The following is a 25121-nucleotide window of genomic DNA, read 5'->3' as shown; positions in this document are numbered from 1 at the left end:
TCAGCCCCTCAGTGCGAAGTGTGCGGCGTGTGCGACGACATCGACGACATCGACGAGTGCGCCGACATCGCTGACTTGGTTGACTTCGCCGACTTCGCCGTCGGGTTGTAGGTGGCGGCCTTCACCGGGAAAGTCACCGTGACGGTGCCGGACTTGGCGAAGTGCAGCTCCACGGACACCTTGTCGCCCTCCTTCGGCGTCTGCTTCAGGTTTTCGAACATGAGGTGGTTGCCACCGCGTTCGAAGTCGAGCTCGCCGTCGGCCGGGACGGGGAAGGACTTCTGCTCCTTCATCACCCCGCCCTTGGTGGAGTGGAGGGTGACCTGCTGGGCGATGGAGCTGGTCACCGAAGTGAGCGTGTCGGCGCCGCCGCTGTTGTGCACGATGAAGAAACCGGCTGCCATGTCGCCGCCCGCGGGCGCCGGTATGAACGCGCCGCCGACCTTGACCACGGGCTTGCCGGAGGAAGACGGGGCCGACGAGTCGCCCGAGCCGCAGGCCGTGAGGGCGAGGCCGGCCGCCAGCGCCGTCGCGCCGAGGGCGAGCGGGGTACGCCTCACGGCTGCTCCCCCTTGATGATCTTGGGGAGGTCCTTGGTGTAGTCGTCGACGGTGGCATCCTCGCCGTACAGGACGTACCCGGCGTCGGTCTTCGGCGAGAAGGCGATGACCTGGGTGCCGTGCATCGAGACGAGCTTGCCGTTCTTGTCCTTCTGCGTCGGCTCGATGGAGATGCCGAGGGTGCGGGCGCTGCCCTGGATGGTGGCGAAGTCGCCGGTCAGGCCGATGAAGTCGGGGTCCTGAGCCTTGAGCCACTTGCCGAGGACGGGCGCGGTGTCGCGGTCCGGGTCGGTGGTGACGAAGACGACCTGGAGCTTGTCCTGCTCGGCCTTGGGCAGCGCCTTCTTGGCGACGGCGATGTTGCTCATCGTCAGGGGGCACACGTCGGGGCAGTGGGTGTAGCCGAAGTAGATCAGCGTGGGCTTGCCCTTGGTCTGCTCACGCAGGTCGAACTTCTTGCCGTGGGTGTCCGTGAGGACGAGGTCCGGCTTCTTGAAGGGCGAGTCGAGGACGGTCGCGGCCTTGTTCGAGCCGGTCTCGGCGGAGACCTCGGCCACGGGCTTGTTGCTGTCGTCGCCACTGCCGCAGGCGGAGAGGGTGAGCGACGCCGCGGCGATGAGCCCGGCGGCGAGCAGCGTCTTCTTGCGGAGGGTCCGGCGAGGAGCTGTGTGCGGGGTCTTACGGGGAGAGCGCATAGAAAAATGTCCCAGATGTGAGGCAGGCCGGTGTGCACCGGGGTCGGCCGGCGGCCGTGGAGGACCGGGGCCTGCGCCGGCCCCGGTGCACACCAGCGGCTGGTTCAGCTGTTGGTACGACGGCGTCCCGCGAGCACCCCGAAGGCCACGCCGGCGGCGCCGACGACGATGCCGGCGATGCCGAGGGCGCGTGCGGTGGTGTCGCTGTCGGAGGAGCCGTCGGAGGAGCTGTCCGACGAAGAGGCCGTGGCCGCCCTGTCGTCATCCGACTTGGCGCTGTCGTCGGCCGCGGCGCCGCCGTGGTGGTCCTCGGTCGCGGCCGAGAGCTCCAGGGTGGGCGCCGGGTTCTCCGGCTCCTCCTGGCCCTTCGCCTGCGGCTCGATCCAGCGCACGACTTCCTTGTTGTCGTAGGTCTGGATCGCCTTGAAGACGAGCTCGTCCGTGTCCTCGGGCAGCTGCCCGATGGAGAGCGGGAACTTCTGGAAGAAGCCGGGCTGGATGCCCTTGTCCTTGCCCGAGCCGTCGGCGGTCCAGGTGACCTGGGAGACGGCCTGGTCGATCTTCTCGCCGTGCATCTCCAGCGGCTTGGCGAGCTTGGACTTGGTGACCTTGGCGGTCCAGCCGGGGATGGGCTCGGGCATGACCGAGGCCAGCGGGTGGTCGGTCGGGAAGTTGACCTCGACCTTGGTGGTCGCGGCGTCGTCGCGCTCGTTCGGCACCTTGAAGTTCACGACGGCGTATCCGCCCTTGGCGGCGACGCCCTCCGGCTGCACGCTCACGTGCGCGAAGGCGGGGACGGAGAGCACCAGGACGGCGGACGCGGCGGCGGCGCCGACGACGGAGACGCGGGAAATCTTGTTCATGGCAGAAACCACTCCACTCGGGTTCAGCGGGATCAGGCGAACGGTGAGTGCGCGCACCGGGAACGGGGCACGCGCGCGTGCCGCACGACACCTCTCCGCGCTGTGCGGGAACCCGTACGAGGGCCCCGCGTGGAGTACGTGTGTCGTGTCAGGCAGCGAGACGGAACGCGTCGCCCGTGGGCGGGCCGCGCCTGATCACCGAATGCTGAAGTGCCGTCGTGCGCAGGGGCAGTGGCGCGAGGAGCTCGGTGGGCACCACATGAGGCGCCGCTTCCGCAGCCCCCGGCAGACCGGCCCTGAGGGCGCGTACGAGAGCGAGAGCGGCGCGCAGGGAACGGACGAGCGCCCCCTGGGCGACTCCATGCGCCGAGTTCGCCGAGAGGCGGACGAGCCGGCCGAGCGCGAGGTCTCCATGGCGCAGCAGCCAGCCCGCGACGACCGCGGCGAGCAGGTGCCCGAGCAGCATCGGCAGGGACGGCAGCAGCGGCATGGAGGTGGCCGCTTCGGTGGCGACGTGGTGGTGCATGGTCGTTCCGGAACCGGGCTCGACGCCGGCGTCCGAGAGGATCTTCTGCGCCTGCGCGGGGCTGATCGCCGCCATGCCCGTGCCGCACATGAGCCGGGCCGCGCGCTCCACGACCGAGGGTTCCTGGGTGGTCTGCGCCATCGTCATGGTGCCGTGCTGGCCCACTCCGAAGAGGGTGTGCAGACCGGTCTGTCCGACCGCGAGAGCAGCGGCGATGCCCGGCAGCGAGCGCTCGCGCCCGGCGAGCGGCGCCGCGACGGCGAACACCGCGAGGAACCCGACGCCCAGCGTCCACAGGGGGACCGTGGCACACGAGGCGAGCACATGTCCGGCCGCGGACAACGCGACGCAGACCGCGGTGAACACCGCGGCCCTCAGCAGCCGGACATCAGTTCCGGTATGCGCCTCGCGCTGGTGGGGGTCAGACATGGCGGGCTCATCATTGCACTGGGCTTACCCGCCTCATACGGCAGGTCCACAAGGTCCGGAATCTTCCGCCCCGCCCCTTGAACCCGACTGGCACGTATTACTGCACCCGACTCACGCACCGCTGAAGCCGACTCTGTACACCGCCGCTACCGCTCCGCGCGTCCGCCGTATGGGCGATATCACGCGAAGCACGCGATTGCACAGGGGCCGTTGCGGCAATACGTATCGGTATGTCGAGCCGCGGCCTGGAGGCTGGAGCATGAGCATCTGGTGGTCTCTGCACTTGCGCCGCGAGGCCGCGAGCGTCCCGCTCGCCCGGCGCCTGCTGATCGACACGATGGAGACCGCGGGCGTGGACCCCGACATCTCGTACGACCTGTCCGTCGCCCTCACCGAGGCCTGTGCCAACGCCGTCGAGCACGGTGGTGACCCGGACCCCGACGATCCGGCGGGCGCGTACCGGGTCACGGCCTACCTCGAAGGCGAGACCTGTCGCATCGAGGTCGCCGACTCCGGTCCCGGCTTCCCTGCCCTGCGCGGCGGCGGCACGCCCCTGCTCAAGCCCGCCCCCGACCACGCCGAGCACGGCCGTGGACTCTGTCTCATCCAGGAGCTCGCGGACCACGTCCACTTCGTCAACAGACCGGGCAGGGGCGGCGCGGTGGTCAGCTTCGACAAGGTGCTCAAGTGGCGCGAGGACGCACCCTTGGTCTCGGCCTGACCTCCCCCTCCGGGCACGACAGTGGCCGGGCACCGTCACGCCGTGCCCGGCCACTTCGCAAACGCGTCTCTACGTGTCTCTACGCATCTCTATGCGTCTCTACGCGCGCGTGGTCGCTGGCGTGGTTCAGCCCTTGAGCTGAGCCATCCACGCCTCGACCTCGTCCGAGCGGCGCGGCAGACCGGCGGAGAGGTTCCGGTTGCCGTCCTCGGTCACGAGGATGTCGTCCTCGATCCGGACGCCGATGCCGCGGTACTCCTCCGGCACGGTCAGGTCGTCGGCCTGGAAGTACAGACCGGGCTCGACCGTCAGGCACATGCCGGGCTCCAGCGTGCCGTCCACGTACGTCTCCGTGCGCGCGACGGCGCAGTCGTGGACGTCGAGGCCGAGCATGTGGCCGGTGCCGTGCAGCGTCCACCGGCGCTGGAGGCCGAGCTCCAGGACGCGCTCGACCGGGCCCTCGACGAGGCCCCACTCGACGAGCTTCTCGGCGAGCACGCGCTGCGCGGCGTCGTGGAAGTCGCGGTACTTGGCACCGGGCTTGACGGCCGCGATACCGGCCTCCTGGGCCTCGTACACGGCGTCGTAGATCTTCTTCTGGAGCTCGGTGTAGCGGCCGTTGACCGGCAGCGTGCGCGTCACGTCGGCGGTGTAGAGGCTGTGCGTCTCCACGCCCGCGTCCAGGAGGAGCAGGTCGCCGGAGCGGACCGGGCCGTCGTTGCGGACCCAGTGGAGGGTGCAGGCGTGCGGGCCGGAGGCGCAGATCGAGCCGTAGCCGATGTCGTTGCCCTCGACGCGGGCGCGCAGGAAGAACGTGCCCTCGATGTAGCGCTCGCTGGTGGCCTCGGCCTTGTCGAGGATCTTCACGACGTCCTCGAAGCCGCGGACCGTGGAGTCGACGGCCTTCTGGAGCTCGCCGATCTCGAACGCGTCCTTCACGAGGCGGGCCTCGGAGAGGAAGACTCGCAGCTCGTCGTCGTGCTCGCGGGTGACCTTGTCGGTCAGGGCGGCCTCGATGCCGGCGTCGTGGCCGCGCACGACGCGGACCGGACCGGTCGCCTCGGCCAGGCGGCCGGCGAGCTCGCGCACGTCGGAGGCGGGGATGCCGTGGACCTGCTCGGCCTCGGCGAGGGAGTGGCGGCGGCCGACCCACAGCTCGCCCTGGCCGTCCAGCCAGAACTCGCCGTTCTCGCGGTCGGAGCGCGGCAGCAGGTAGATCGTCGCGTCGTGGCCGGAGACCGTCGGCTCAAGCACGAGGACGCCGCCCTCGGTCTGGTTGCCGGTCAGGTACGTGTATTCGACGGAGGCGCGGAAGGCGTACTCCGTGTCGTTCGAACGGGTCTTGAGGTTGCCCGCGGGGACGACGATGCGCTCACCGGGGAAGCGCGCGGAGAGGGCGGCGCGGCGGGCGGCCGTCTCGGACGCCTGCGCGATCGGCTCGAGGCCGTGCAGCTCCGTGTCGGCCCAGCCGGACTTCATGCTCTCGGCGAGCTCGTCGGACACGCCCGGGTACAGGCCGTTCTTGCGCTGCTTGATCGGCTCGTCGCTCTCGGTCTGAGCGATCTCCGGGTTCTCCGGGGTGAGCTCCTCCGACACGTCTTCCTCCTCGATACGGCCCTGGAATCGGCCTGGGTGCGGCCTGGGTACAACGATGGACCCCCTCCATCGTACGGTCGTACGGAAGGGGGCCCAGGGCCGGAAGACCTGTTACACCAAGGGCTACGGGGTGTACCGCCGCGGTCACCGGATCACCGGTCGCCGCCGGTCACCGGATCACTCGAAGCGAGCGGCGAGCAGCACGACGTCCTCTTCGCTGTCGGCGGCGTCGAGTCCGTCCGGCAGGACGGTGTGCAGGACGTGGTCGGCGATCGCGCCGGGGTCGTCGCGGATCGTGCGCGGGACACCGGACGCCGCCGCGTGCAGGCGGGCGAAGGCGCGGTCCATCGGGTCCCCCGTGCGGTGCAGCAGGCCGTCCGTGTACAGCAGGACCGTCTCGCCGGGCTCCGGGCTGACTTCGACGCTTGGCGCCTCCCAGCAGGCCAGCATGCCGAGCGGCGCGGACAGGGACGTCTCGACGAACTCGGTGCGTCTCTCGCCGATCACCAGCGGCGGGCTGTGCCCGGCCCCGGCCAGGACGATCTTGCGCAGGGCGGGCTCGCAGTACGCGAAGAGGGCGGTGGCGCTGCGCGCGGGCTCGGTCAGCCGGAGCAGCAGCTCCAGATCGGACAGGACGGCGACGGGGTCCTCGCCCTCCATCACCGCGTACGCCCGCAGGCTGGCCCTGAGCCGGCCCATCGCGGCTACGGCGCTCGCGCCGCAGCCGGTGACGGAGCCGACGGCCAGGCCGAGCGCGCCCTCGGGCAGCGGCAGCGCGTCGTACCAGTCGCCGCCGCCGCGCGGGCCAGTGCGGTGTCGGGCGGCGAGCTGGACGCCCGCGACCCGCGGGAGCCGCGGCGGCAGCAACTCCTCCGCGAGGGTGCGGGACTTGGTGCGCGCCCGCTCCAGTTCGAGCAGGCGCGCGAGGTGTTCGGTGGCGTAGCTCGTGTACAGACCGACGAGATGGCGCTGGCGTTCGACGGGCTCGGCGGGCTCGTCGTAGAGCCACACCGCGGCGCCCAGCCGGCCCGCCGCCTCGGTCGCGAGGGGCAGCGCGAAGCTCGCCGCGTAGCCGAGCCGGCCGGCGACCTCACGGTGGCGCGGGTCGAGCCCGTCCTCGGACAGCAGGTCCGCGTGCACCTCGGGCTCGTCGGTCCCGTCCGCGCGGTCGAGGATCCTCCCGTACGAGGTCGCGCCGCGCGGCACCGTCTCGATGTGGCCGAGGTCGGCGCGAGCCAGGCCGAGTCCCACGGTGGTGTCGGGGCCCAGGCCGTCGGCGGGCTCCAGGACGACGAGTCCGCGGCGCGCGCCGACGAGGGCGGCGCCGGCGCGGAGCACCTCGTGCAGGGCCTCGTCCAGGACGGCCGTCCTGGCCAGGCGCTCGGTGAGTTCGTGCAGCGTGGTGAGGTCGGAGACCCAGCCGGCGAGCCGGTCCTGGATCAGCGCTCCGGGGGCGTCGGGGGCTCCGGGGACGCCGGGCGTTCCGGGGGAGGAAGGGGGCGCGGGCGCGGGTGACGCGGGCGCGACAGTGTGTGCCGGTGGGGGAACCGTTGAATCGATTCCAGCCACTTTCGGAAGGTGCGGGGCTGTCATGGCGTCCGGCTTTCCGACCGGTGCGTATTGCTCGATAGCATCGCAAACCCCCATGTGATTCTGCGCCGCCAGCAGTGTCTCCACATCTACACTCACTGATGAGGGGATGTCCAGCATTGTCCTGCTGGGATTCCTGGTGTCCAGGAGGCCCGTGCGGCATTAGTGATCTCTGATCGAACTTGGCCTAAAACCGCCTCGGGTAAAGGCATATTGCGGTCGACTGGCGTTGTTCGACAGAGCGTCACAGCGGTCGTGATGGGTACGTACTCGGAGAAGGCCAGGGGTAGTTGGGATCGACCCGGAACCTGGCGACGGACCCGGGCGTCCTAACCACCGACGACCGTGCCCCATCCTCCCGTGGCGGAGACGGCGAGTACCACGCGCGACGGCAAACGCCAGGCGCCGCCACCCCACGCCAGGCTATTCAAGTACGCGGCCGGCGCTCGGACTATAGGGGTTCCCCCTGCTCAAGGCTGGGGTGCGGCGCTCCCAGTACGTACGCTCAGTGAAGTGATCGACACATTGTGTGATGTGGCCCACAGCGTTCTCTTCGGTCTACGGAAAGGAACGAGCGCTCATGCGCGAGATCCTCGGAAGGCGACGCAGGCTCCTGTCCAGGCGAAACAACGGGAAGTCTGATCAGTTCAGCGCGGCCCTGACCTTCGCGACCGCATGGCAATGGCCCGTGCTCCCGGGCGTGGGGCTCGCGGGGGCAGGGCGTCGTGACGGCGTCAGCTGCGCCTGCCCCGACCCGGAGTGCACGGTGCCGGGTGCGCACCCCTTCGACCCGGGGCTGCTCGCCGCGACCACGGACGAGCGCATGATCCGCTGGTGGTGGACCAACCGTCCGACCGCGCCGATCGTGCTGGCCACGGGGGCCGGTGCGGGCGCGAGCGGCGGCCGTGCCCCCTGCGCCGTGAGTCTCCCCTCGGTCGCCGGAGCCCGCGCCCTCAAGGCGCTCGACCGTACGGACATCAGGCTCGGCCCGGTCGTCGCCAACAGGGACCGCCTCTTCATCCTCGTGGCGCCCTACTCCATGGAGCAGCTGGGCGAGCTCCTCTACGCCCAGGACTGGGTGCCGGGATCCCTGCGCTTCCACGGCGAGGGCGGCTATCTGGCACTGCCTCCGTCCGACACCGGACTCGGCCAGGTCCGCTGGGAGCGCGCCCCGCTGCCCGGCTCCGCGGCGCCCTGGGTGCCCGATGTGGAAGCCGTGGTGGACGCGGTGGTGGATGCCCTCACTCGTACGGGTGTGAGCGCGCCCGAGTTGTAGGGGAATTGGGCGCGCGGCGAGGGGCGCGAAAGGGCGGCGCCGATATCTTCGGCGCATGCCCTCCTTCCCCAAGGTCTCGAACACCCTCGAGCAGGGGAGACCCCCTTCGCGCCTTCGTCTGCTCGGTCTTCTCGCGGTCGTGGTCCTGACCGTTCTCCTCCCGCTGGCGGGCGCCTCCGCGGGCCCCGTCGACGGCACCGCCGCGGAAGACGGCCTCAACTCCGGCGAACTGCCCACCGGTGAGGCCGGCAGCGCCGACAAGGTCGACGACAAACCGGGCGCGACCACGAGCGACCCGGCGGGCACTCCGGCGACGGATGCGGACGGCAAGGCGCGACGGTCCCACGGGCGGCCGCAGGGCACCTCCCTCCTCGGCGGTCTCGGGATCACCACGACGGCACGGTGCGGACCCGAACTCGCTTCTCCCGACGGCATCGAGGCGCAGACCTGCGTACTGACCCAGCGGGGGGACACGTGGGCGAGGGTCTACTACCGGAACGCGACAGGGGGGCCGCTGAGTTCCGTCCTGACCCTGATGGCGCCGGGCGGCCGCACCGTACAGATGCACTGTGCGGTGGGTGCTCAGGACGAACCGGGGACGTGTGACACGCCTCGGGAGCGCACTTCGGGTGAGGCGGGCGCCTACGCGGCGGTGGCGGAATTCGCGGAAGCAGGGGGCGCGGGACCGCTGCTGCTCAGGTCGGGAAGCAACGCGTCGACGCCGGTCGGCCGCTGAGCGAACGGGACGATTTCCCGGGCTCAGGCCCACGGGGAAACCCCGGAAGGCCCCGGAAAGACAAGGGCCCGGTTGCTGGCGACGGGGGATGCACCAGCAACCGGGCTACTCGAACGGTAACAAGAGATCGGCCGTTAGCAAATTCGATCTCGGCTATTCGTATGCGGATTTACCTGCCGCTACGGGGAGTTGTGACCGGAGTCACCCGTTCCGAGGTCTCCCTGTGGCTGACCGGTCGGTCAGCTGAGTGTCACCTGTCGGTTGGTGAGGCCGCCGCGCGCCCGCCGCTCGTCGACGGTCAGCGGCGCCTCGGAGGCGAGCGCCGTGGTGAGCCGCTCGGCGAACTCGGCCGCCGGCTTCTCGACATCCTCGGCGCTCACCCCGGTGGGCAGGTCCCAGACCGGAACGGTCAGGCCGTGCGCGCGGAACGAGCCGACCAGGCGCGTGCCCTCGCCGAGCGAGGACGTGCCGGCCGCGTGCAGGCGGGCGAGCGCGTCGAGCAGCTGCTCCTCGGGGTACGGCATGACCCAGCGCAGGTGGTTCTTGTCGGGGGTCTCGCACCAGTACGCCGCGTCGACACCGGACAGCTTCACGGTCGCGATGGCGGCCGCGTTGGCCCGCTCCAGGGAGGCGGCGACGTCCGGGCTCGCGTTCTCCGAGTCGGGCACCCAGAACTCGAACCCCGTGTGCACGACCGGCTCGAAGACGGCCTCGGGGTCGAGCAGGTCCTGCATGCGCGGGCCGTCGGCGGGTGCGCGGCGCGCCTGCACCGGCGTGCCGGGCTCGGCGGTGAGCGCGCGCTGAAGAGTGTCGGCGAGGTCGCGGCTCAGGTCGCCGGACGACGTGTCGTTCTGCAGACCGAGCAGGATCGAACCGTCGTCGCGGCGCAGCGCGGGCCACGCCATCGGAAGCACCGTCGCGAGGGTCACGGAGGGGACGCCGTCCGGCAGGCTCTCCTTGAGGGTGAGCTTCACCGTCGCGGCGGGCACCAGCTCGCGCAGCGCGATCCAGTCGCCCTCTCCTGCGAGACCGTCGAACGGGCGCTGCACCAGCTCGGTCACCGCGTGGGCGGCGGCACGGCCGTGGCAGGCCTTGTAGCGGCGGCCACTCCCGCAGGGGCAGGGCTCACGGGCGCCGACGACCGGGATCTCCCCACTGCTGACGTGCGACTTGCCCTTGGTCTGGGGGCGCTTCTTGGCCATCTTGGGTGTCTCCCGGTTACGGCTCTCGTACGTACGGCCGCGAGCCTAGCCCCTCGTACGGCCGGGGGCGGGGACCAGGCCGGGCCGTTCGGGCCGGAGCGGGATTCAGCCCAAGTCGTCGAAGGCGTCCGCGAAATCGAGGTCGGACATGCCCGCGGTCGCGCTGCTCGCCACGCGCGTAGCGAAGGCGCCCTGCCCCTGTGTTTCGCCTTCGGAGCGCACGTCCTTGTGCACGACCACCCAGACGGTGACTTCACCGGAGGCGTCGTCACGTACGCCCCAGTCGTCGGCGAGCGCCGAGATGATGTTGAGCCCGCGGCCGCCCCGCGCGGTGACCGAGGGCGTGGCCGGAACCGGGCGGGTCGGACCACCACCGTCCGTCACCTCGACGGTGAGACAGCCCCGCGCGTCGACCCTCCAAGCGGCCCGGACGTCGCCGTCCCCGGCCATGTCGTCGCCCAGCGGCCTGCCGTGCCGGCAGGCGTTGCTCAGCAGTTCGGACAGGATCAGTACGGCATCGTCTATGACCGCTTCCGAAACCCCGCCGACGCGCAGCTGATCACGCATCCGGTGTCTTGCTTCGCCCACGCCCGCAGGGCCATGGGGTACGGCCATGCTCGACGACGTGGGCACCTCCTGTGCCACCACCAACGCCACCCCCGAGACCTCCTTCGCCCCACGCCACGGTGTGAATGCCCCAATGGGCTGGACCGGAAACCGGCCAATCCACGCTCAGTGACGCACTCGTAACGATCGAATACGGAGCGAACGCGCCGGAGCACTCCCTGTGAGGCCGGTGGCCGGATTTAGCCCCTTCCGAGCTGGCGCAGAACGGCGCGGGGCCGGTTGGTGATGATCGCGTCGACGCCGAGACCGACGCACAGGTCGACGTCCTCCGGCTCGTTGACCGTCCACACGTGCACCTGGTGGCCCGCCCGCTTGAGCTTCTCCACGTACCCAGGGTGGCTGCGCACGATCCGGATGCCCGGGCCCGCGATCGACACCCCCTTGGGGAGGCGGCCGTCGCGGTGGCGGGGGGAGACGAACTGCATCAGGTAGACCATCGGCAGGTGGGGGGACGCGGCCTGGATGCGGTGCAGGGAGCGGGCCGAGAAGCTCATGACACGCACCGGGGACGGTGTGTCCGGCGCTCCGGCAGGCGCGTCCAGGCCGAACCGCTTGAGGAGCATCAGCAGGCGTTCCTCGACCTGGCCGGCCCAGCGGGTGGGGTGCTTGGTCTCGATGGCGAGCTCCACACGGCGGCCCGCGTCGGCGACCAGTTCGAGCAGCCGCTCCAGGGTCAGGACGGAGGTGTCCTCCCAGTCGGGGCCCTCCGTGCTGGTCCGACCGGCCTCGCTGTTCTTCCAGGAGCCGAAGTCGAGGGCGGCGAGATCCGCCAGTTCCAGGGCCGATACCGCTCCTCGCCCGTTCGACGTACGGTTGACCCGGCGGTCGTGCACGCAGACGAGATGGCCGTCCGCGGTGAGTCGTACATCGCATTCGAGGGCGTCGGCACCGTCCTCGATGGCCCTTCTGTACGCGGCCAGCGTGTGCTCGGGGGCCTCGTCGGAGGCTCCGCGGTGGGCGACGACCTGGATCTGCTGCTGTCGTGCGAGAGTCACCGCGTCATGGTGCCATCGCGAGGCGCCGGGCCGCCCAGCGGATGCGTCCGTTTCGCCCGGCGTAAAGGATGGCACCGGACACACAGGAACGCCTTATGGTGCCCTGACGTCCCGTGGGAAAAGCTGACCACATACAAACAGCAATGCCGACGGAATCAGCCGGTACAGCCGTGGATCGAGGAGAAGAGCTGTGAGCACCGAGAACGAGGGCACTTCGGTACCCCCGGCCCCGTCCGCACCTCCCGTGCCGGTGGAATCTCCCGCTACTCCCGCACCCACCCCGGATCCCGCCGGTTCCGCTCCGCCTCCGGAGCCCGCCGACGCGCCCACTGCGGTGATGCCGGCCGAGGGCGCGGGGCCGGGGGCGCACGAGGGTTCCGGCGCGGCCTCGGGGGCTGCGCCGGGACCCGGCGGGCAGCCCGGTCCCGCGGCCGCGGGAGGTTGGCCGCCTCCGCCGCCCACCGTTCCCTCGTACGCGGACGGTGGCGGCGGACACTCCTGGGGCGCGGCCTACCAGCCTCCGGCGCCCAAGCCGGGCCCCCGGCGCGGCGGGCTGCTGGCCGCGGTGGTTGCGGCGGCCCTGATCGCCGGCGGTGTCGGCGGCGGCATCGGCTACTGGGCGGCCGAGCGCAACGACGACGGTGGTTCGGGCTCGACGACGGTCTCCGCCTCGGACAACCCGGCCGACTTCAAGCGTGACGCCTCCTCGGTCGCCGGCATCGCGGCGAACGCCCTGCCGAGCACCGTCACCATCGAGGCCGAGGGCAGCGACGGCGAAGGCGGCACCGGAAGCGGCTTCGTCTACGACACGCAGGGCCACATCCTCACCAACAACCACGTGGTGGCCTCCGCAGCCGACGGAGGAAAGCTTTCCGCCACGTTCTCGAACGGCAAGAAGTACGACGCCGAGGTGATCGGCCGCGCCCAGGGCTACGACGTCGCGGTCATCAAGCTGAAGAACGCCCCGTCGAACCTGAAGCCGCTGCAGCTCGCCAACTCGGACAAGGTCGCCGTCGGTGACTCCACCATCGCGATCGGCGCGCCCTTCGGCCTGTCGAACACGGTGACCACGGGCATCGTCTCGGCGAAGAACCGCCCGGTGGCTTCCAGCGACAGCTCGGGCAGCAGCAAGGCGTCGTACATGAACGCGCTGCAGACCGATGCCTCGATCAACCCGGGCAACTCGGGCGGTCCGCTGCTCGACGCGCGGGGCGCGGTCATCGGCATCAACTCGGCGATCCAGCCCGCGACCAGCGGTGGCATCGGAGGCTCCGGCCAGTCGGGCTCCGTCGGCCTCGGCTTCGCCATCCCGATCAACCAGGCGAAGAATGTCGCCAAGCAGCTCATCAAGACGGGCCAGCCGGTCTATCCGGTGATCGGCGCCTCGGTCGCGCTGGACGAGCAGGGTGACGGCGCGAAGATCACCGAGCAGGGCGCGGGCGGCTCGTCCGCGGTCACGCCGAACGGTCCGGCGGACAAGGCCGGCCTGAAGCCCGGCGATGTCATCACCAAGCTCGACGACACGGTGATCGACAGCGGTCCGACCCTGATCGGCCAGATCTGGACGCACAAGCCGGGCGACACGGTCAAGATCACGTACAAGCGCGGCGGCGCGGAGCACACGGTCGAGGTCGTCCTCGGTGAGCGCAAGGGCGACAGCTGACCGAACTCCCGGCCGAACCCGCTACCCTGGTCCTCGCTCCGCCGGTCAACGACGGGGCGAGGGTGGGTTGCCCGAGCGGCCTAAGGGAACGGTCTTGAAAACCGTCGTGGCGCGAGTCACCGTGGGTTCAAATCCCACACCCACCGCAGAGGTTGAAGGCTCCTGACCAGAGGAATTGGGCAGGAGCCTTCGCCGTTTCCCGTCTCCGTGGGATACCTCTGTTGCTCGTTGTTCCCCGCTCGATCGGGCACGGGAGGGGCACGGCGGCGGGCTGAGCAGGGTCGCGACCGGCCGCTTGGGTGCCACTGTCCGGGACTTGTGGTGAGTGCCCGGGACTGTGGCGAGCGCATCCGCGAGAGCGTCCGAGGGGGGCACCGCATGACGCCGCAGGGAACCATCACGGTGGAGCGCATGGACGGCTCGGCCGCGGCGCAGGCTGTGGACGCGTTCAGGCTCGTCTATGCCGACGTCTTCGCGGAACCGCCGTACAACGAGGCCGCCGACGACGTCACGGCCGTCTTCCGGCGCTTTCGCTTCCAGACCCGCAGACGCACTTTTCGCGGCGCCGTGACCCATACCGAGGATGACGAACCGGTCGGCATGGCGTACGGCTACGCGGTCGAACCTGGCCCAGGGTGGTGGGACGAGCTGACCGAGCCCGTCCCCGACGACCTGCGGCGCGAGGACGGTCACCGCACCTTCGGCCTCATGGAACTTGCCGTGCGCGGACCGTGGCGCGGGCAGGGTGTCGCACGGCGCCTGCACGAGACCCTGCTCGACGGCATCGAGGCCGAGCGGGTGCTGCTGAACGTCCACCCGGACAGCAAGGCGGCCTCGGCCGCCTACCGAGCGTGGGGCTACCGCAAGATCGGTGAGGCACGGCCGTGGGAGGGCCCGGACCTCTATGACGTCATGCTGCTCGACCTGCGCACATGACGACTGCCTGCACAGGTAGGTGTTGGTAAGGGGCGTTCGCTATGGCGTGCGCCCCTTACGCGTGCCCCTGGGGAGGGCGGCTTCGTGTACGGGGCCTCCTGGCCTACGCCTCCGTGCCGTTCCGCTGGGTCATCCGGGCCGCTGAGGCGATCGTGGAGCGGGCCTCGCGTTCCGTCAGGCCCGTGCGGGTCGCGGCCTCCACGAGGGCGTTCGTGAGGCTGTCACCGAGGTCCCTCTCGTAGGCGCGGCAAGCGGCCCAGAACAGGCGGGTGTTGCGCTGGCCCTCATGTGCCGCGAGCACGAACTGGACCAGGCCCTGGCCGTGTTGGCCCGCATGTGCCGGTGACGGGTGGTGCAAGCGTGGCGGGGGTGTGAGCAGGCGCAGGAGTGCCGAGGGGCAGGGCGCGACAGGCAGGTGGGCGGTCCCGGGGACCGCGCTGTAGACGCCCTGCGCCGTGCGAGATCCGGGGCCCACGAGATAGCCGCCCGCGCCTCGGATGTCGATGCCGGGCGCAAGCCGTCCGGCCGAGTTGGGGACCACGACGTCCGGTGGTCCGGAGAGCCACACGTGGCGGCCGCCACTGGGCGTGGCCACGACGACGGTGTCCGGGATCGTGAAGAGGTGGCGCAGCGCCAGTTCGCGCAGTGCGGCCGAGGAGTCCGTACCGGACTTGGTGTCGAGGTCGACGCCGATGAGGTGGTGCGGGGGCAGTCCGCAGGCGATGCCGTAGCCGGTGGCGCGGGGCGCCGCCGCGAAGAGGTCACGGATGCGGCCCGGGTCGGTCGTGGCGTCGTACACGCCGTGGCCGGGGCGGCCGCACTCGCCGTGGCACGGGGCGGGGGAGGGCTCGTCGCGGTGTGGGGAGCGCAGAGCGGGGAGCTTCGTGCGGGAGAGCGGGATCACGGCCAGACCACGTTCGGCGGCGGAGAGGGCGTGGGCGAGGGCCAGGGTCGCAAGGGGCACGGCATGCCGGTCGGTGGTGGCCATGCCTCTATGTTCGTACGAATGTTCGAGTAAAGGAAGAGGGGCTCGCCCGGGTGGAGCGTATTTACCAAAAATGTGCCGAAACGCTTCATCCCCTGCGATGGCTGGCCTGTCCTGCGCCGGCCGTATGCAATCCGGGCTGAGCTGGGCCTTTAAGGGTGTGAAGCATGTTTATCGACATGTCCTCACGCTTGCGGGGGAATACCGCCTTCCGGCCTGGTTCGACGGGGATTCGGTGGGCAATTCTGATCTCGCGACGTCGTGAGCAACGACCGAGGCGGTCGGCCAACTGCCTTGGAGCAACCAGCAGTTACGCTTCTTGGAGGAATTGACATGGCACACATCCGTACCGCCCGCGCCCTCGCCGCCGTCGCCGCCCTGCCCCTCGCGGCAGCCCTTTTCTCGGGGGTGGCGATGGCCGACAACGGGTCCTTCGCGGGCAACGGATCGAACGCGGGTGTGGCGACCGTGAGCGGCAGTGGTGTCGGTGGCAACAACCACGGCAACTCGTCCACCTCGCAGCAGCAGGCGGTGGGCTCCGGCGCCTCCAACCAGAACAACACGGCCCAGGTGAACGGCTCCGCGTTCACGGCCATCGACCAGTCGAACGAGAACATCGCGGTGAACTTCACCAAGCTCTGGTGACCCGCCGGCTCCTGTCGGCGGGGGTCGTTCCCAGGGGTGCGTGACATCTGTGCGGCGGTGCTTCGGCATCGCCGCACAGGCGTTTTCGGGCACCGAGCGGCAACTGGGCGGCCCTTCACGCGCGCGTGCTGATCCCTTGACACCCGTACCGAACCTGACGGACAGTCGTACCGAATCTGACGGTCAGTCAGAAAGCTTCCATCAGAAGCAGACGGTCAGAGACCCTTGTTCGTACGAGGTCCGGGAGGGCCGCCGCCGTGCACCTCGCCCCCACCGCGCGCCAGCATGAACTCCGCGCCGAACTGCGCGCCTATTTCCGGGAACTGATGCCGGACGGGCCGCCCGGCCACGACGACCGAACGGCCCAGCGGCGCCTGCTGCGCCGCATCGGTGCCGACGGCCTTCTCGGGCTCGGCTGGCCCGTCGAGTTCGGAGGCCAAGGCCGTGGCCCCGACGAGCAGTTCGTCTTCTTCGACGAGGCCTACCGCGCGGGCGCGCCCGTCTCCATGGTGACCCTGAACACCGTCGGACCGACCCTGATCAAGTACGGGACCGAGGCGCAGAAGGCGTACTTCCTGCCGCGGATCCTCAAGGGCGAGCTGGTCTTCGCGATCGGGTATAGCGAGCCCTCGGCGGGGACCGATCTGGCCTCGCTGCGGACCCGGGCGGTCCGCGACGGCGAGGACTGGATCATCGACGGACAGAAGGTCTTCACGTCGAACGCGCAGAACGCCGACTGGATCTGGCTGGCCTGCCGCACGGAACCCGAAGCCGCCAAGCACCAGGGCATCTCGATCATCCTCGTGCCGACGGACGCCGCCGGTTTCAGCTGGACGCCCATCGAAACCGTCGGCGGGCTGACCACCACCGCCACGTACTACGACGGGATCCGCGTCCCTGCCTCGAATCTTGTCGGGGAGGAGAACGGCGGCTGGGGCCTCATCACCAATCAGCTCAACCACGAGCGGGTCGCGCTCGCCGCGATCGGGATGCAGGCGGAGGACTTCTACGCGGCGGTGCTCGAAGCGGTTCGTTCACCCGATCCGGTGACGGGGGAACGCCGGATCGACCTGCCGTGGGTGCGGTCGCGGCTGGCCGAGGTACATGCCCGTCTTGCGGCAACGCGCCTGCTCAACTGGCGTTTGGTGGGGGACGTCGGGGCGGGGCGGCTCGCGCCGGGCGATGCGAGCGGCGTGAAGGTCATGGGAACCGAATCGGCGGTCGAGGTGTACCGAATGTGTCAGGAGATCGCGGGAGCCGCGGCGCTGGTCCGAGCCGGGTCGCCGGGGGCGTTCGGGAGCGGGGCCGGTGCGGGGTCGGGCGGTGATTCCGGTGGTGGTGCCGTGGGTGGTACGGCGGAGGGGGAGTTGGAGCGGATGAACAGGGCGGCGCAGATCAATACGTTCGGGGGCGGCGTGAGTGAGGTGCAGCGGGAGATCGTCGCGACGATGCGGCTCGGGATGCGGAGGGGGCGGCGGTGACCGGCGACATGGTGTACGAGGCGCTGAAGGCCTTCGAAGGGCTGCCCGCGGCCACCGCGGGGGTCGGCAAGGATCTGGTCAACGAGCCGATGATCAGGCACTGGTGTGAGGCGATGGGCGACACCGACCCCCGGTACGAGGGGCCCGACGCCATAGCGCCGCCGACCATGCTCCAGGCCTGGACGATGGGCGGGCTCTCCGGGCATCAAGGACGCAGCGGCGCCTACGACGAGCTGTTCGCGCTGCTGGACGGCGCCGGGTACACCTCGGTCGTCGCCACCGACTGCGAGCAGGAGTATCTGCGTCCGTTGCGGCCCGGTGACGCGATCACCTTCGACGCGGTGATCGAGTCGGTGTCCGAGCGCAAGACGACGAAGCTGGGCACGGGACACTTCGTCACGACGCGCATGGACGTCAGGGCGGACGGCGAGCTCGCCGGGACGCATCGTTTCCGGATCCTCAAGTACGCCCCGGCGGCGCGGGCAGAGCAGGCGGTGGGGTCAGGGCAGCAGCAGGCCCGGCGGCCTCGCCCGGTGGTGAACCGGGACAACGCCGGGTTCTGGGAAGGGGTCCGCGAGCACCGCCTCCTCATCCAGCGCTGCGAGGCGTGCGGGACGCTGCGCTTTCCCTGGTTGCCGGGGTGCGGCGCGTGCGCCTCGCAGGACTGGAGCACGGTCGAGGCGAGCGGCGAAGGAACCGTCTTCTCGTACGTGGTGATGCACCACCCGCCCTTCCCCGCCTTCGACCCGCCGTACGCGGTGGGCCTGATCGAGCTGGCCGAAGGCGTCCGGATCATCAGCAACGTGGTCGGGGTGCCGTACGACAAGGTCCGAATAGGGATGCCCGTGAGGCTCGAATTCCTCCGGGTGGATGAGGAGTTGGAGCTGCCGGTCTTCCGGGCTGGTGACGGTGACGGTGACGGTGACGGTGACAGTGACAACGGCGCCGGCAGGGGCACGGGTGGCGTTGTGGGAGGTGAGCGCTGACATGGACTTCACACCTACGCAGGACCAGGCGGACGCCGTCGGTCTGGCCGCACGGATCTTCGGTGACCTGTCGACACCCGAGCGCCTCGCGGCGGCCGGCACCGGCACGGACACCGAGTTGTGGAAGGCGCTCGGCTCGGCCGGTCTGCCGGGGGCGGTGGAGGAGACCGGGCTGCTCGGGCTCGTGCTGATGCTGGAGGAGCAGGGCAGGACGACGGCGCAGGTGCCGTTCGCCGCCAGTTGCGTGTACGGGCTGCTCGCAGTGGCGGGACATGGCACCTCCGACCAGCGGGACCGGTTGCTTCCGGGGCTGCGGGACGGGACGGAGGTGGCCACGGGAGCGTTGCCTGCGCAGGCCGGGGTGCGGGTCGACGTGGTGGAGTCGGGGGTGGCGGCAGGAAGGGGCGGGAGCGCGGGGCGGCTCACGGGGGTGGTGCCCTGGGTGCCGTGGCTCCGGGACGCGTCGTGGGTCCTGGTGGCGACGGCCGACCGGAGCCTGTGGAGAGTGCGTACGGGCGATGCCGGCTGCGATGAGGTCGAGCTCACCGCGCCCTGGTCGGCGGGCCGGCTCGTTCTCGACGGGGCGCCGGCGGAGAGGCTCGGCGGCCCCGGTGCGTACGACGACGTGCTGGCGATGGCGCGGACCGCGTTCGCGGGGCTGCAGGCCGGGGTCTGTGCGGGATCGCTGGCGCGGGCCGTGGAGTACACGAACGAGCGGGAGCAGTTCGGGAGACCGCTTGCCGCGAAGCAGGGGGTCCAACTCCGGGCGGCCGATGCCTATATGGATACGGAGGCCATTCGCGTCACCGCGTACGAGGCGGCATGGCGACGGGACGAGGGGCTGCCGTACGCCGGCCATGCGCTGACCGCGGCCTGGTGGGCGTCGGAGGCGGGCAGACGGGTCGTGCACGCCGGACAGCATCTGCACGGCGGCATGGGTGCCGACCTGGAGCATCCCGTGCACCGGCATTTCCTGTGGGGCAGACAGCTCGACGCGTATTTGGGGTGCGGAGGTGAACTGCTCGCGGAGCTGGGCGACGTGATCGCCGGTGGCGAGGGGGCCGATACGGAGGAGGCGGGGATGACGTGGGCGCGGAAGTGAGGACGGAGGGAGAGGCAGCGATGGCGGAAGTTTCTGTGGGGGTCAAGGTCGGCGCGGAGCTGGCGCCGTTGGAGATCCCGGTTACGCGAACGCTGATCGTCTCCGGGGCCATTGCGTCCCGTGACTACCAGGACGTCCACCACGACGCGGAGCTCGCCAGGGAGAAGGGCTCCCCCGACATCTTCATGAACATCCTGACGACGAACGGACTGGTCGGCCGTTACGTCACCGATCACTTCGGCCCCGACGCGGTCCTGCGCAAGGTCGCCATACGGCTGGGCGCACCCAACTATCCAGGAGACACGATGGTGTTGACCGGGACGGTGACTGAGGTCCAAGACGGGGCCGACAGCGACAGCGACAGCGACAGCGACAGCGACAGCGACAGTGGCAGCGGCAGCGGCAGCGGCAGCGGGTCCGAGGGCGGGGGTGCCACGGCTGTGGTGCGGATCGTCGGGGCCAACGGGCTGGGCAAGCATGTCACCGGGACGGTGACGGTCACCCTCCCGAGCCTCGCGAGCTGTCCCCACCCCCCGACCCTCCCGAGTGCGCATTCCGGTACCTCCCGTACCCCGGTGTCGGGGAGGCCGGCATGAGTGTGCGGGGGAAGGACAGCCTCGGCGGTCGGGCGGCGATCGTCGGGGTCGGGGCGACCGAGTTCTCCAAGGACTCCGGGCGCAGCGAGCTGAAGCTCGCGGTGGAGGCGGTGGGGGCGGCGCTCGACGACGCCGGGCTCTCCCCCGCGGACGTCGACGGCATGGTCACCTTCACCATGGACACCAGTCCTGAGATCACCGTTGCACAGGCGGCGGGGATAGGGGACCTCTCCTTCTTCTCCCGGGTCCACTACGGCGGCGGTGCGGCTTGCGCCACCGTTCAGCAGGCCGCACTCGCCGTGGCGACCGGGGTGGCCGAAGTGGTCGTCTGCTACCGGGCGTTCAACGAGCGCTCGGGCAGGAGATTCGGCTCCGGGGTGCAGCATCGGGAGCCGTCGGCGGAGGGGGCGGCGCTCGGCTGGGCACTGCCGTTCGGGCTGCTCACACCCGCGTCGTGGGTGGCGATGGCGGCGCAGCGCTACCTCCACGGATACGGCCTGGGCCCGGAGGCGTTCGGTCATGTCGCCGTCATGGACCGCGCGTACGCGGCCACCAATCCGGCGGCGTACTTCCACGGGAAGCCGATCACCCTGGAGGACCATGCGGCGTCACGGTGGATCGTGGAGCCGTTGCGGCTGCTCGACTGCTGTCAGGAGACCGACGGCGGGCAGGCGATCGTCGTCACCAGCGTCGAGCGGGCCCGCGACCTCCCGCACCGTCCCGCCGTGATCGCGGCGGCCGCCCAGGGGGCGGGGCGCGGCCAGGAGCAGATGACGAGTTTCTACCGGGACGACATGACGGGCCTGCCCGAAATGGGGGTCGTGGCACGGCAGTTGTGGCGGTCGGCGGGGCTGGCTCCGGGCGAGATCGACGTGGGGATCCTGTACGACCACTTCACGCCTTTCGTGCTGATGCAGCTGGAGGAGTTCGGTTTCTGCGAGCCGGGTGAGGGGGCGGACTTCGTGGCGGAGCGGCGGCTCCCGCTCAACACGCACGGCGGGCAGCTGGGCGAGGCGTACCTGCACGGGATGAACGGCATAGCGGAGGCCGTGAGACAGATGCGGGGCACGGCGGTGAACCAGATAGCAGGCGCCGCCACGGCCCTGGTGACCGCGGGGACCGGCGTCCCCACATCGGGTCTGATTCTGAGAGCGGACGGCTGAACGCGGGGTGTGTCCCGGGCCCGGTCCGCACCCCGGCCCCTTCACTCGCCCTATGCACCGCACTTGCCCTATGCACCGCACTCGCCGTAGTCACCGCCGGAAGTTGGTCGTGGGCCTAGTGCTGCTCCTGATGGCGCTGACCGCCTTACCCGCGTCGGCGCGGACCGAACCCGGCCTCCCCCAGCCGTCTCCGACGCCCGGCGCCCACCCGGACCTCCCGGCCGGCCTCGGGCTGCCCGACCTCGCCACCTTCCCCGGCTCCGCACTCGACGACCCCTCCCCACTCGGCGACGTCTCTGCACTCGGCGACGTCTCTGCACTCGGCGACCGAGCACCGGCACCGGTCCCCGTCCAGACCCCCGCCGGCGGTCTGTCCTCCTCCGAACCCCTGCTCTCCTCTCTCGAACCCCTGCTCCCCTCCCTCTCCAAGCCTCGGATCTTCCGCGGGCTGGCGTTCGACACCTGCATGGCGCCGTCACTCGACACCATGCGGAGGTGGCGGGCGTCGAAGTACGGGGCGGTGGGCGTCTACTACGGAGGCCGTGGGCGGGCCTGTCGTCACCAGCCCCGGCTCGGGCACCGATGGATGCGCGGGGTGCAGCGGCTGGGGTGGCGGGTGCTGCCGGTGTACGTCGGTTCGCAGTCGCCGTGCATCGTCGGGGGACGCAAGAAGGGCTCCCGCATCGGCCGTCATGCATGGAGCCAGGGCGTGCGGGAGGGGCGGGACGCCGTACGCAGGGCGCGGGCCGTCGGCATCCGGTCGGGCAGCCCGCTCTATCTCGATATGGAGGCGTACAGGTACCGGCACAAGAAGTGCGCTCGCACGACGCTCGCCTTTGTGCGGGGCTGGGACCGGCAGGTGCGCGGGAAGGGGTACATGCCGGGGTTCTACAGCAGTGCCGACTCCGGAGTGCGGCACATGCAGGTCGCGGCGCGGGCGGGGGTGCGGGATCTGCCGTCGGTGATCTGGTTCGCGCGCTGGCACACGCGGCCCCGGCTCTCCAGAGAGCCCGTGCTGGCCCGGTCAGCCTGGAGTCCGCAGCGCAGGATCCACCAGTACGCGGGGAACGTGAAGGAGCGGCACGGCGGGCGGACCCTCGTCATCGACCGGAATCTGGTGCACGCGCCGGTGGCCCGCATCCGCTGACCTGCTTGGGCCCGCGGGAGTGGCAGAGCGGAAGGAAGCCGATGGAATGGCTCTCAGGGATGAACCCTCAGGGGTGCGTGCTGCGTCCTCCACCTACAGGAGGTGGGGATACCACCCCTCCTACACCCTGAGGCGGACACCGCTTCGGGACCTGCGGCCGATCCGCGAGGGTAGGGGGCGCTCCTAGCGTGGAGCCATGACCGCAACCATGGCGCCTGTCTGCTCCAGTGCATCGGATGCCGCGACGCGCAGCGCGCCGCGAGCCGCGATGACGCCTCACTCTTCCCACCCGACGCCGTACGCGCCGGCCGCCCATTCGGCGCCGCACGGGCCGCACAAGTCGTACCCGTCGTTCGCGTCGTACGTGCGGGCGCGGCAGCCCGTACTGCTGCGGACCGCCCGGTCGCTGACCGCGAATCCGTGCGACGCGGAGGACCTGCTCCAGACCGCGCTCACCAAGACGTATGTGGCCTGGGACCGTATCGAGGACCACCGGGCGCTCGACGGTTACGTGCGCCGGGCCTTGCTGAACACGCGTACGTCGCAGTGGCGGAAGCGGAAGGTCGACGAGTTCGCCTGCGACGAGCTGCCCGAGCCGGAGACCGTGGCCGCGGCCGACCCGGCCGAGAACCAGGCCCTGCACGACGCGATGTGGCGCGCGATCATGAAGCTGCCGGCCCGGCAGCGGGCGATGGTCGTCCTGCGGTACTACGAGGACCTGAGCGAGGTTCAGACGGCCGAGGTGCTCGGGGTGTCCGTCGGCACGGTCAAGAGTGCGGTGTCGCGGGCCCTCGGCAAGCTCCGCGAGGACCCGGAACTGCGCCCGGCCAAGGGCTGACCGGGACGACCGACTGATCGATCATTCCCGGGGCTAGTGACATACCACTTGGTATGCGGTGAGAATCGGCGGAACATTACTGCGCCGTAGCGCCCACCGGGAGGACGCCGTGCTGAGCACGATGCAGGACGTACCACTGCTGATCTCGAGGATCCTGACCCATGGGTCGACGATCCACGGCACGTCCCAAGTGACCACCTGGACCGGCGAGAGCGGGCCGCAGCGCCGGAGCTTCGCGGAAATCGGCGACCGCAGCGCCCAGCTCGCGCACGCTCTGCGTGCCGACCTCGGCATCGTGGACGACGACCGCGTTGCAACGCTGATGTGGAACAACTCGAATCACGTCGAGGCCTACTTCGCGATCCCCTCCATGGGCGCCGTACTGCACACCCTGAACCTGCGGCTCCCCGCCGCGCAGCTGGTGTGGATCGTCAACCACGCAGCCGACCGCGTGATCATCGTCGACGGCTCCCTGCTGCCGCTGCTCGCGCCCCTCCTGCCGTCCCTGACGGGTGTGGAGCACATCGTCGTCTCCGGGCCCGGCGACCGTTCGCTCCTCGACGGAGCGCGCCCCCAGGTCCACGAGTACGAGGACCTCGTCTCCGGGAAGCCGGTGACGTACGACTGGCCGCAGCTCGACGAGCGTCAGGCCGCCGCGCTCTGCTACACCTCCGGCACCACTGGCGACCCCAAGGGCGTCGTCTACTCGCACCGTTCGATATATCTGCACTCCATGCAGGTCAACATGACGCAGTCCATGGGCCTGACCGACGAGGACACCTCGCTCGTCGTGGTGCCGCAGTTCCATGTGAACGCGTGGGGCCTGCCGCATGCGACGTTCATGACCGGCGTGAACATGCTGATGCCGGACCGTTTTCTCCAGCCCGCGCCGCTCGCCGAGATGATCGAGAGCGAGCGCCCCACGCATGCGGCGGCCGTACCCACCATCTGGCAGGGCCTGCTCGCAGAGCTCACCGCGAAGCCCCGTGACGTGAGTTCGCTCGGGCAGGTCACCATAGGTGGTGCGGCCTGTCCGCCCTCGCTCATGAAGGCCTTCGACGAGCTCGGCATGCGGGTCTGCCACGCCTGGGGCATGACGGAGACGTCTCCCCTCGGCACGGTCGCCCGTCCGCCGGCCGGTGCGGTCGGCACCGACGAGGAGTTCGCCTACCGCCTCACCCAGGGCCGGTTCCCGGCCGGCGTCGAGGCCAGGCTCTCGGGTCCCGGCGGCGAACTGCTGGCCTGGGACGGCGAGACGGCCGGTGAGCTGGAGGTCCGCGGGCCGTGGATCGCGGGCGCGTACTACTCGGGCCCCGACAGTGAACCGCTGCGCCCCGCCGACAAGTTCAGCGACGACGGCTGGCTCAAGACGGGCGACGTCGGCACGATCAGCCCCGACGGTTTCCTCACTCTCACGGACCGCGCCAAGGATGTCATCAAATCCGGCGGTGAGTGGATCAGCAGCGTCGACCTCGAGAACGCTCTGATGTCCCACCCGGACGTCGCCGAGGCGGCCGTCGTCGCCGTCCCCGACGAGAAGTGGGGCGAGCGCCCGCTCGCCACCGTGGTCCTGAAGGACGGCGCGAGCGCCGACTTCGAGACCCTGCGCGCGTTCCTCGGCGAGAAGGTCGCCAGGTGGCAGCTCCCGGAGCGCTGGACGGTGATCACGGCGGTGCCGAAGACGAGCGTCGGCAAGTTCGACAAGAAGGTGCTGCGCAAGCAGTACGCCGACGGGCAGTTGGACATCACGCGGCTCTGATCGC

Annotated in this window: 24 protein-coding genes and 1 tRNA gene; 15 read left to right on the top strand and 10 right to left on the bottom strand. The window is 70.5% G+C overall.

The genetic code is table 11. The features are described 5' to 3' along the window. Positions 1-8: 8 nt before the first annotated feature. The 4 genes from AC07EJ_RS15895 to AC07EJ_RS15880 form a co-directional block, all read right to left on the bottom strand. Positions 9-560 (bottom strand): copper chaperone PCu(A)C, encoded by a 552-nt coding sequence (locus tag AC07EJ_RS15895; RefSeq protein ID WP_389480963.1) that lies wholly within the window; start codon positions 558-560, stop codon positions 9-11. Further along, on the bottom strand, positions 557-1255 hold the full coding sequence (locus tag AC07EJ_RS15890; RefSeq protein ID WP_389480965.1) for an SCO family protein: 699 nt from the start codon (positions 1253-1255) through the stop codon (positions 557-559). Before AC07EJ_RS15890 ends, AC07EJ_RS15895 begins: the two co-directional genes overlap by 4 nt. Before the next feature lie 104 nt (positions 1256-1359). Beyond that, complete coding sequence (locus AC07EJ_RS15885) at positions 1360-2118, bottom strand: YcnI family copper-binding membrane protein (RefSeq protein WP_478884412.1); 759 nt, start codon at positions 2116-2118, stop codon at positions 1360-1362. A 148-nt stretch (positions 2119-2266) separates the two neighbouring features. Continuing rightward, positions 2267-3073, bottom strand: coding sequence for a hypothetical protein (locus AC07EJ_RS15880; protein WP_393584180.1), 807 nt, complete (start codon positions 3071-3073; stop codon positions 2267-2269). Positions 3074-3332: 259 nt separating this feature from the next. On the opposite strand from AC07EJ_RS15880, the gene AC07EJ_RS15875 reads away from it, so the two are divergent. Further along, the gene (locus AC07EJ_RS15875; RefSeq protein WP_478884411.1) at positions 3333-3794 is read left to right on the top strand and encodes an ATP-binding protein; all 462 of its coding nucleotides are present in this window, start codon (positions 3333-3335) and stop codon (positions 3792-3794) included. Between the two features lie 126 nt (positions 3795-3920). Here AC07EJ_RS15875 and AC07EJ_RS15870 read toward each other — a convergent pair whose 3' ends face one another. Together AC07EJ_RS15870 and AC07EJ_RS15865 are read right to left on the bottom strand one after the other, a co-directional pair. Then, positions 3921-5390 (bottom strand): aminopeptidase P family protein, encoded by a 1470-nt coding sequence (locus AC07EJ_RS15870; protein ID WP_478884410.1) that lies wholly within the window; start codon positions 5388-5390, stop codon positions 3921-3923. A gap of 177 nt (positions 5391-5567) precedes the next feature. Continuing rightward, a complete protein-coding gene (locus AC07EJ_RS15865; RefSeq protein ID WP_393584183.1) occupies positions 5568-7100 on the bottom strand; it encodes a PP2C family protein-serine/threonine phosphatase in 1533 nt (510 codons plus the stop codon). Between the two features lie 460 nt (positions 7101-7560). On the opposite strand from AC07EJ_RS15865, the gene AC07EJ_RS15860 reads away from it, so the two are divergent. Next, positions 7561-8256, top strand: coding sequence for a bifunctional DNA primase/polymerase (locus AC07EJ_RS15860; RefSeq protein ID WP_389480976.1), 696 nt, complete (start codon positions 7561-7563; stop codon positions 8254-8256). 55 nt (positions 8257-8311) lie between these two features. Next, complete coding sequence (locus AC07EJ_RS15855; RefSeq protein ID WP_389480978.1) at positions 8312-8992, top strand: hypothetical protein; 681 nt, start codon at positions 8312-8314, stop codon at positions 8990-8992. A gap of 239 nt (positions 8993-9231) precedes the next feature. Here the strand turns inward: AC07EJ_RS15855 and AC07EJ_RS15850 are convergent, their stop codons facing one another. The 3 genes from AC07EJ_RS15850 to AC07EJ_RS15840 form a co-directional block, all read right to left on the bottom strand. Then, the gene (locus AC07EJ_RS15850) at positions 9232-10194 is read right to left on the bottom strand and encodes a DUF5926 family protein (protein WP_389480980.1); all 963 of its coding nucleotides are present in this window, start codon (positions 10192-10194) and stop codon (positions 9232-9234) included. 105 nt (positions 10195-10299) lie between these two features. Next, the gene (locus AC07EJ_RS15845) at positions 10300-10851 is read right to left on the bottom strand and encodes an ATP-binding protein (RefSeq protein ID WP_389480981.1); all 552 of its coding nucleotides are present in this window, start codon (positions 10849-10851) and stop codon (positions 10300-10302) included. A 149-nt stretch (positions 10852-11000) separates the two neighbouring features. Further along, the gene (locus AC07EJ_RS15840) at positions 11001-11816 is read right to left on the bottom strand and encodes a glycerophosphodiester phosphodiesterase (protein ID WP_389480983.1); all 816 of its coding nucleotides are present in this window, start codon (positions 11814-11816) and stop codon (positions 11001-11003) included. 190 nt (positions 11817-12006) lie between these two features. Here AC07EJ_RS15840 and AC07EJ_RS15835 point away from each other — a divergent pair, with 190 nt between their 5' ends. From AC07EJ_RS15835 to AC07EJ_RS15825, 3 genes are all read left to right on the top strand, one after another. Beyond that, on the top strand, positions 12007-13479 hold the full coding sequence (locus tag AC07EJ_RS15835) for a S1C family serine protease (RefSeq protein ID WP_389480985.1): 1473 nt from the start codon (positions 12007-12009) through the stop codon (positions 13477-13479). A 61-nt stretch (positions 13480-13540) separates the two neighbouring features. Continuing rightward, positions 13541-13625, top strand: a tRNA-Ser gene (locus AC07EJ_RS15830). 232 nt (positions 13626-13857) lie between these two features. Next, positions 13858-14415 carry a GNAT family N-acetyltransferase gene (locus AC07EJ_RS15825; protein ID WP_478884409.1) on the top strand — a complete coding sequence of 186 codons (558 nt, stop codon included), beginning with the start codon at positions 13858-13860 and terminating at the stop codon, positions 14413-14415. Between the two features lie 103 nt (positions 14416-14518). Here the strand turns inward: AC07EJ_RS15825 and AC07EJ_RS15820 are convergent, their stop codons facing one another. Further along, positions 14519-15403, bottom strand: coding sequence for a bifunctional DNA primase/polymerase (locus tag AC07EJ_RS15820; RefSeq protein ID WP_478884408.1), 885 nt, complete (start codon positions 15401-15403; stop codon positions 14519-14521). A 330-nt stretch (positions 15404-15733) separates the two neighbouring features. On the opposite strand from AC07EJ_RS15820, the gene AC07EJ_RS15815 reads away from it, so the two are divergent. The 9 genes from AC07EJ_RS15815 (at position 15734) to AC07EJ_RS15775 (ending at position 25117) form a co-directional block, all read left to right on the top strand. Then, a complete protein-coding gene (locus AC07EJ_RS15815; RefSeq protein WP_393584196.1) occupies positions 15734-16045 on the top strand; it encodes a hypothetical protein in 312 nt (103 codons plus the stop codon). Between the two features lie 257 nt (positions 16046-16302). Next, positions 16303-17526, top strand: a complete 1224-nt coding sequence (locus AC07EJ_RS15810) for an acyl-CoA dehydrogenase family protein (protein ID WP_389480994.1) — start codon at positions 16303-16305, stop codon at positions 17524-17526. A gap of 8 nt (positions 17527-17534) precedes the next feature. Beyond that, positions 17535-18512, top strand: coding sequence for a bifunctional MaoC family dehydratase N-terminal/OB-fold nucleic acid binding domain-containing protein (locus tag AC07EJ_RS15805; protein WP_478884456.1), 978 nt, complete (start codon positions 17535-17537; stop codon positions 18510-18512). A gap of 1 nt (position 18513) precedes the next feature. After that, positions 18514-19614, top strand: a complete 1101-nt coding sequence (locus AC07EJ_RS15800; protein WP_389480996.1) for an acyl-CoA dehydrogenase family protein — start codon at positions 18514-18516, stop codon at positions 19612-19614. A gap of 20 nt (positions 19615-19634) precedes the next feature. Next, entirely contained in the window at positions 19635-20210 is a 576-nt protein-coding gene (locus tag AC07EJ_RS15795) for a MaoC/PaaZ C-terminal domain-containing protein (RefSeq protein ID WP_478884407.1), read from the top strand. Further along, entirely contained in the window at positions 20207-21373 is a 1167-nt protein-coding gene (locus AC07EJ_RS15790) for a lipid-transfer protein (RefSeq protein ID WP_478884406.1), read from the top strand. The genes AC07EJ_RS15795 and AC07EJ_RS15790 overlap by 4 nt, the downstream gene beginning before the upstream one ends. Before the next feature lie 109 nt (positions 21374-21482). Next, positions 21483-22520 (top strand): glycoside hydrolase domain-containing protein, encoded by a 1038-nt coding sequence (locus AC07EJ_RS15785; protein WP_478884405.1) that lies wholly within the window; start codon positions 21483-21485, stop codon positions 22518-22520. Positions 22521-22716: 196 nt separating this feature from the next. After that, entirely contained in the window at positions 22717-23358 is a 642-nt protein-coding gene (locus AC07EJ_RS15780) for a SigE family RNA polymerase sigma factor (RefSeq protein ID WP_383889901.1), read from the top strand. 109 nt (positions 23359-23467) lie between these two features. Then, positions 23468-25117, top strand: a complete 1650-nt coding sequence (locus tag AC07EJ_RS15775) for a long-chain fatty acid--CoA ligase (RefSeq protein WP_478884404.1) — start codon at positions 23468-23470, stop codon at positions 25115-25117. The last annotated feature ends 4 nt before the right edge of the window (positions 25118-25121 follow it).

The sequence above is a fragment of the Streptomyces sp. NPDC045026 genome (assembly GCF_056432625.1).
The sequence above is the reverse complement of the archived record's forward strand: the minus strand, read 5'-3'. Positions and strand labels throughout refer to the sequence as shown.

Bases quoted from the DNA above. Each gene is read 5' to 3' on its own strand.
- AC07EJ_RS15825 (WP_478884409.1), top strand. From the start codon at position 13,858: ATGACGCCGCAGGGAACCATCACGGTGGAGCGCATGGACGGCTCGGCC.
- AC07EJ_RS15795 (WP_478884407.1), top strand. From the start codon at position 19,635: ATGGCGGAAGTTTCTGTGGGGGTCAAGGTCGGCGCGGAGCTGGCGCCG.
- AC07EJ_RS15855 (WP_389480978.1), top strand. From the start codon at position 8,312: ATGCCCTCCTTCCCCAAGGTCTCGAACACCCTCGAGCAGGGGAGACCC.
- AC07EJ_RS15815 (WP_393584196.1), top strand. From the start codon at position 15,734: ATGGCACACATCCGTACCGCCCGCGCCCTCGCCGCCGTCGCCGCCCTG.
- AC07EJ_RS15805 (WP_478884456.1), top strand. From the start codon at position 17,535: ATGGTGTACGAGGCGCTGAAGGCCTTCGAAGGGCTGCCCGCGGCCACC.
- AC07EJ_RS15885 (WP_478884412.1), bottom strand. From the start codon at position 2,118: ATGAACAAGATTTCCCGCGTCTCCGTCGTCGGCGCCGCCGCCGCGTCC.
- AC07EJ_RS15850 (WP_389480980.1), bottom strand. From the start codon at position 10,194: ATGGCCAAGAAGCGCCCCCAGACCAAGGGCAAGTCGCACGTCAGCAGT.
- AC07EJ_RS15800 (WP_389480996.1), top strand. From the start codon at position 18,514: ATGGACTTCACACCTACGCAGGACCAGGCGGACGCCGTCGGTCTGGCC.
- AC07EJ_RS15790 (WP_478884406.1), top strand. From the start codon at position 20,207: ATGAGTGTGCGGGGGAAGGACAGCCTCGGCGGTCGGGCGGCGATCGTC.
- AC07EJ_RS15880 (WP_393584180.1), bottom strand. From the start codon at position 3,073: ATGTCTGACCCCCACCAGCGCGAGGCGCATACCGGAACTGATGTCCGG.
- AC07EJ_RS15820 (WP_478884408.1), bottom strand. From the start codon at position 15,403: ATGGCCACCACCGACCGGCATGCCGTGCCCCTTGCGACCCTGGCCCTC.
- AC07EJ_RS15875 (WP_478884411.1), top strand. From the start codon at position 3,333: ATGAGCATCTGGTGGTCTCTGCACTTGCGCCGCGAGGCCGCGAGCGTC.
- AC07EJ_RS15890 (WP_389480965.1), bottom strand. From the start codon at position 1,255: ATGCGCTCTCCCCGTAAGACCCCGCACACAGCTCCTCGCCGGACCCTC.
- AC07EJ_RS15865 (WP_393584183.1), bottom strand. From the start codon at position 7,100: ATGCTGGACATCCCCTCATCAGTGAGTGTAGATGTGGAGACACTGCTG.
- AC07EJ_RS15860 (WP_389480976.1), top strand. From the start codon at position 7,561: ATGCGCGAGATCCTCGGAAGGCGACGCAGGCTCCTGTCCAGGCGAAAC.
- AC07EJ_RS15780 (WP_383889901.1), top strand. From the start codon at position 22,717: ATGACCGCAACCATGGCGCCTGTCTGCTCCAGTGCATCGGATGCCGCG.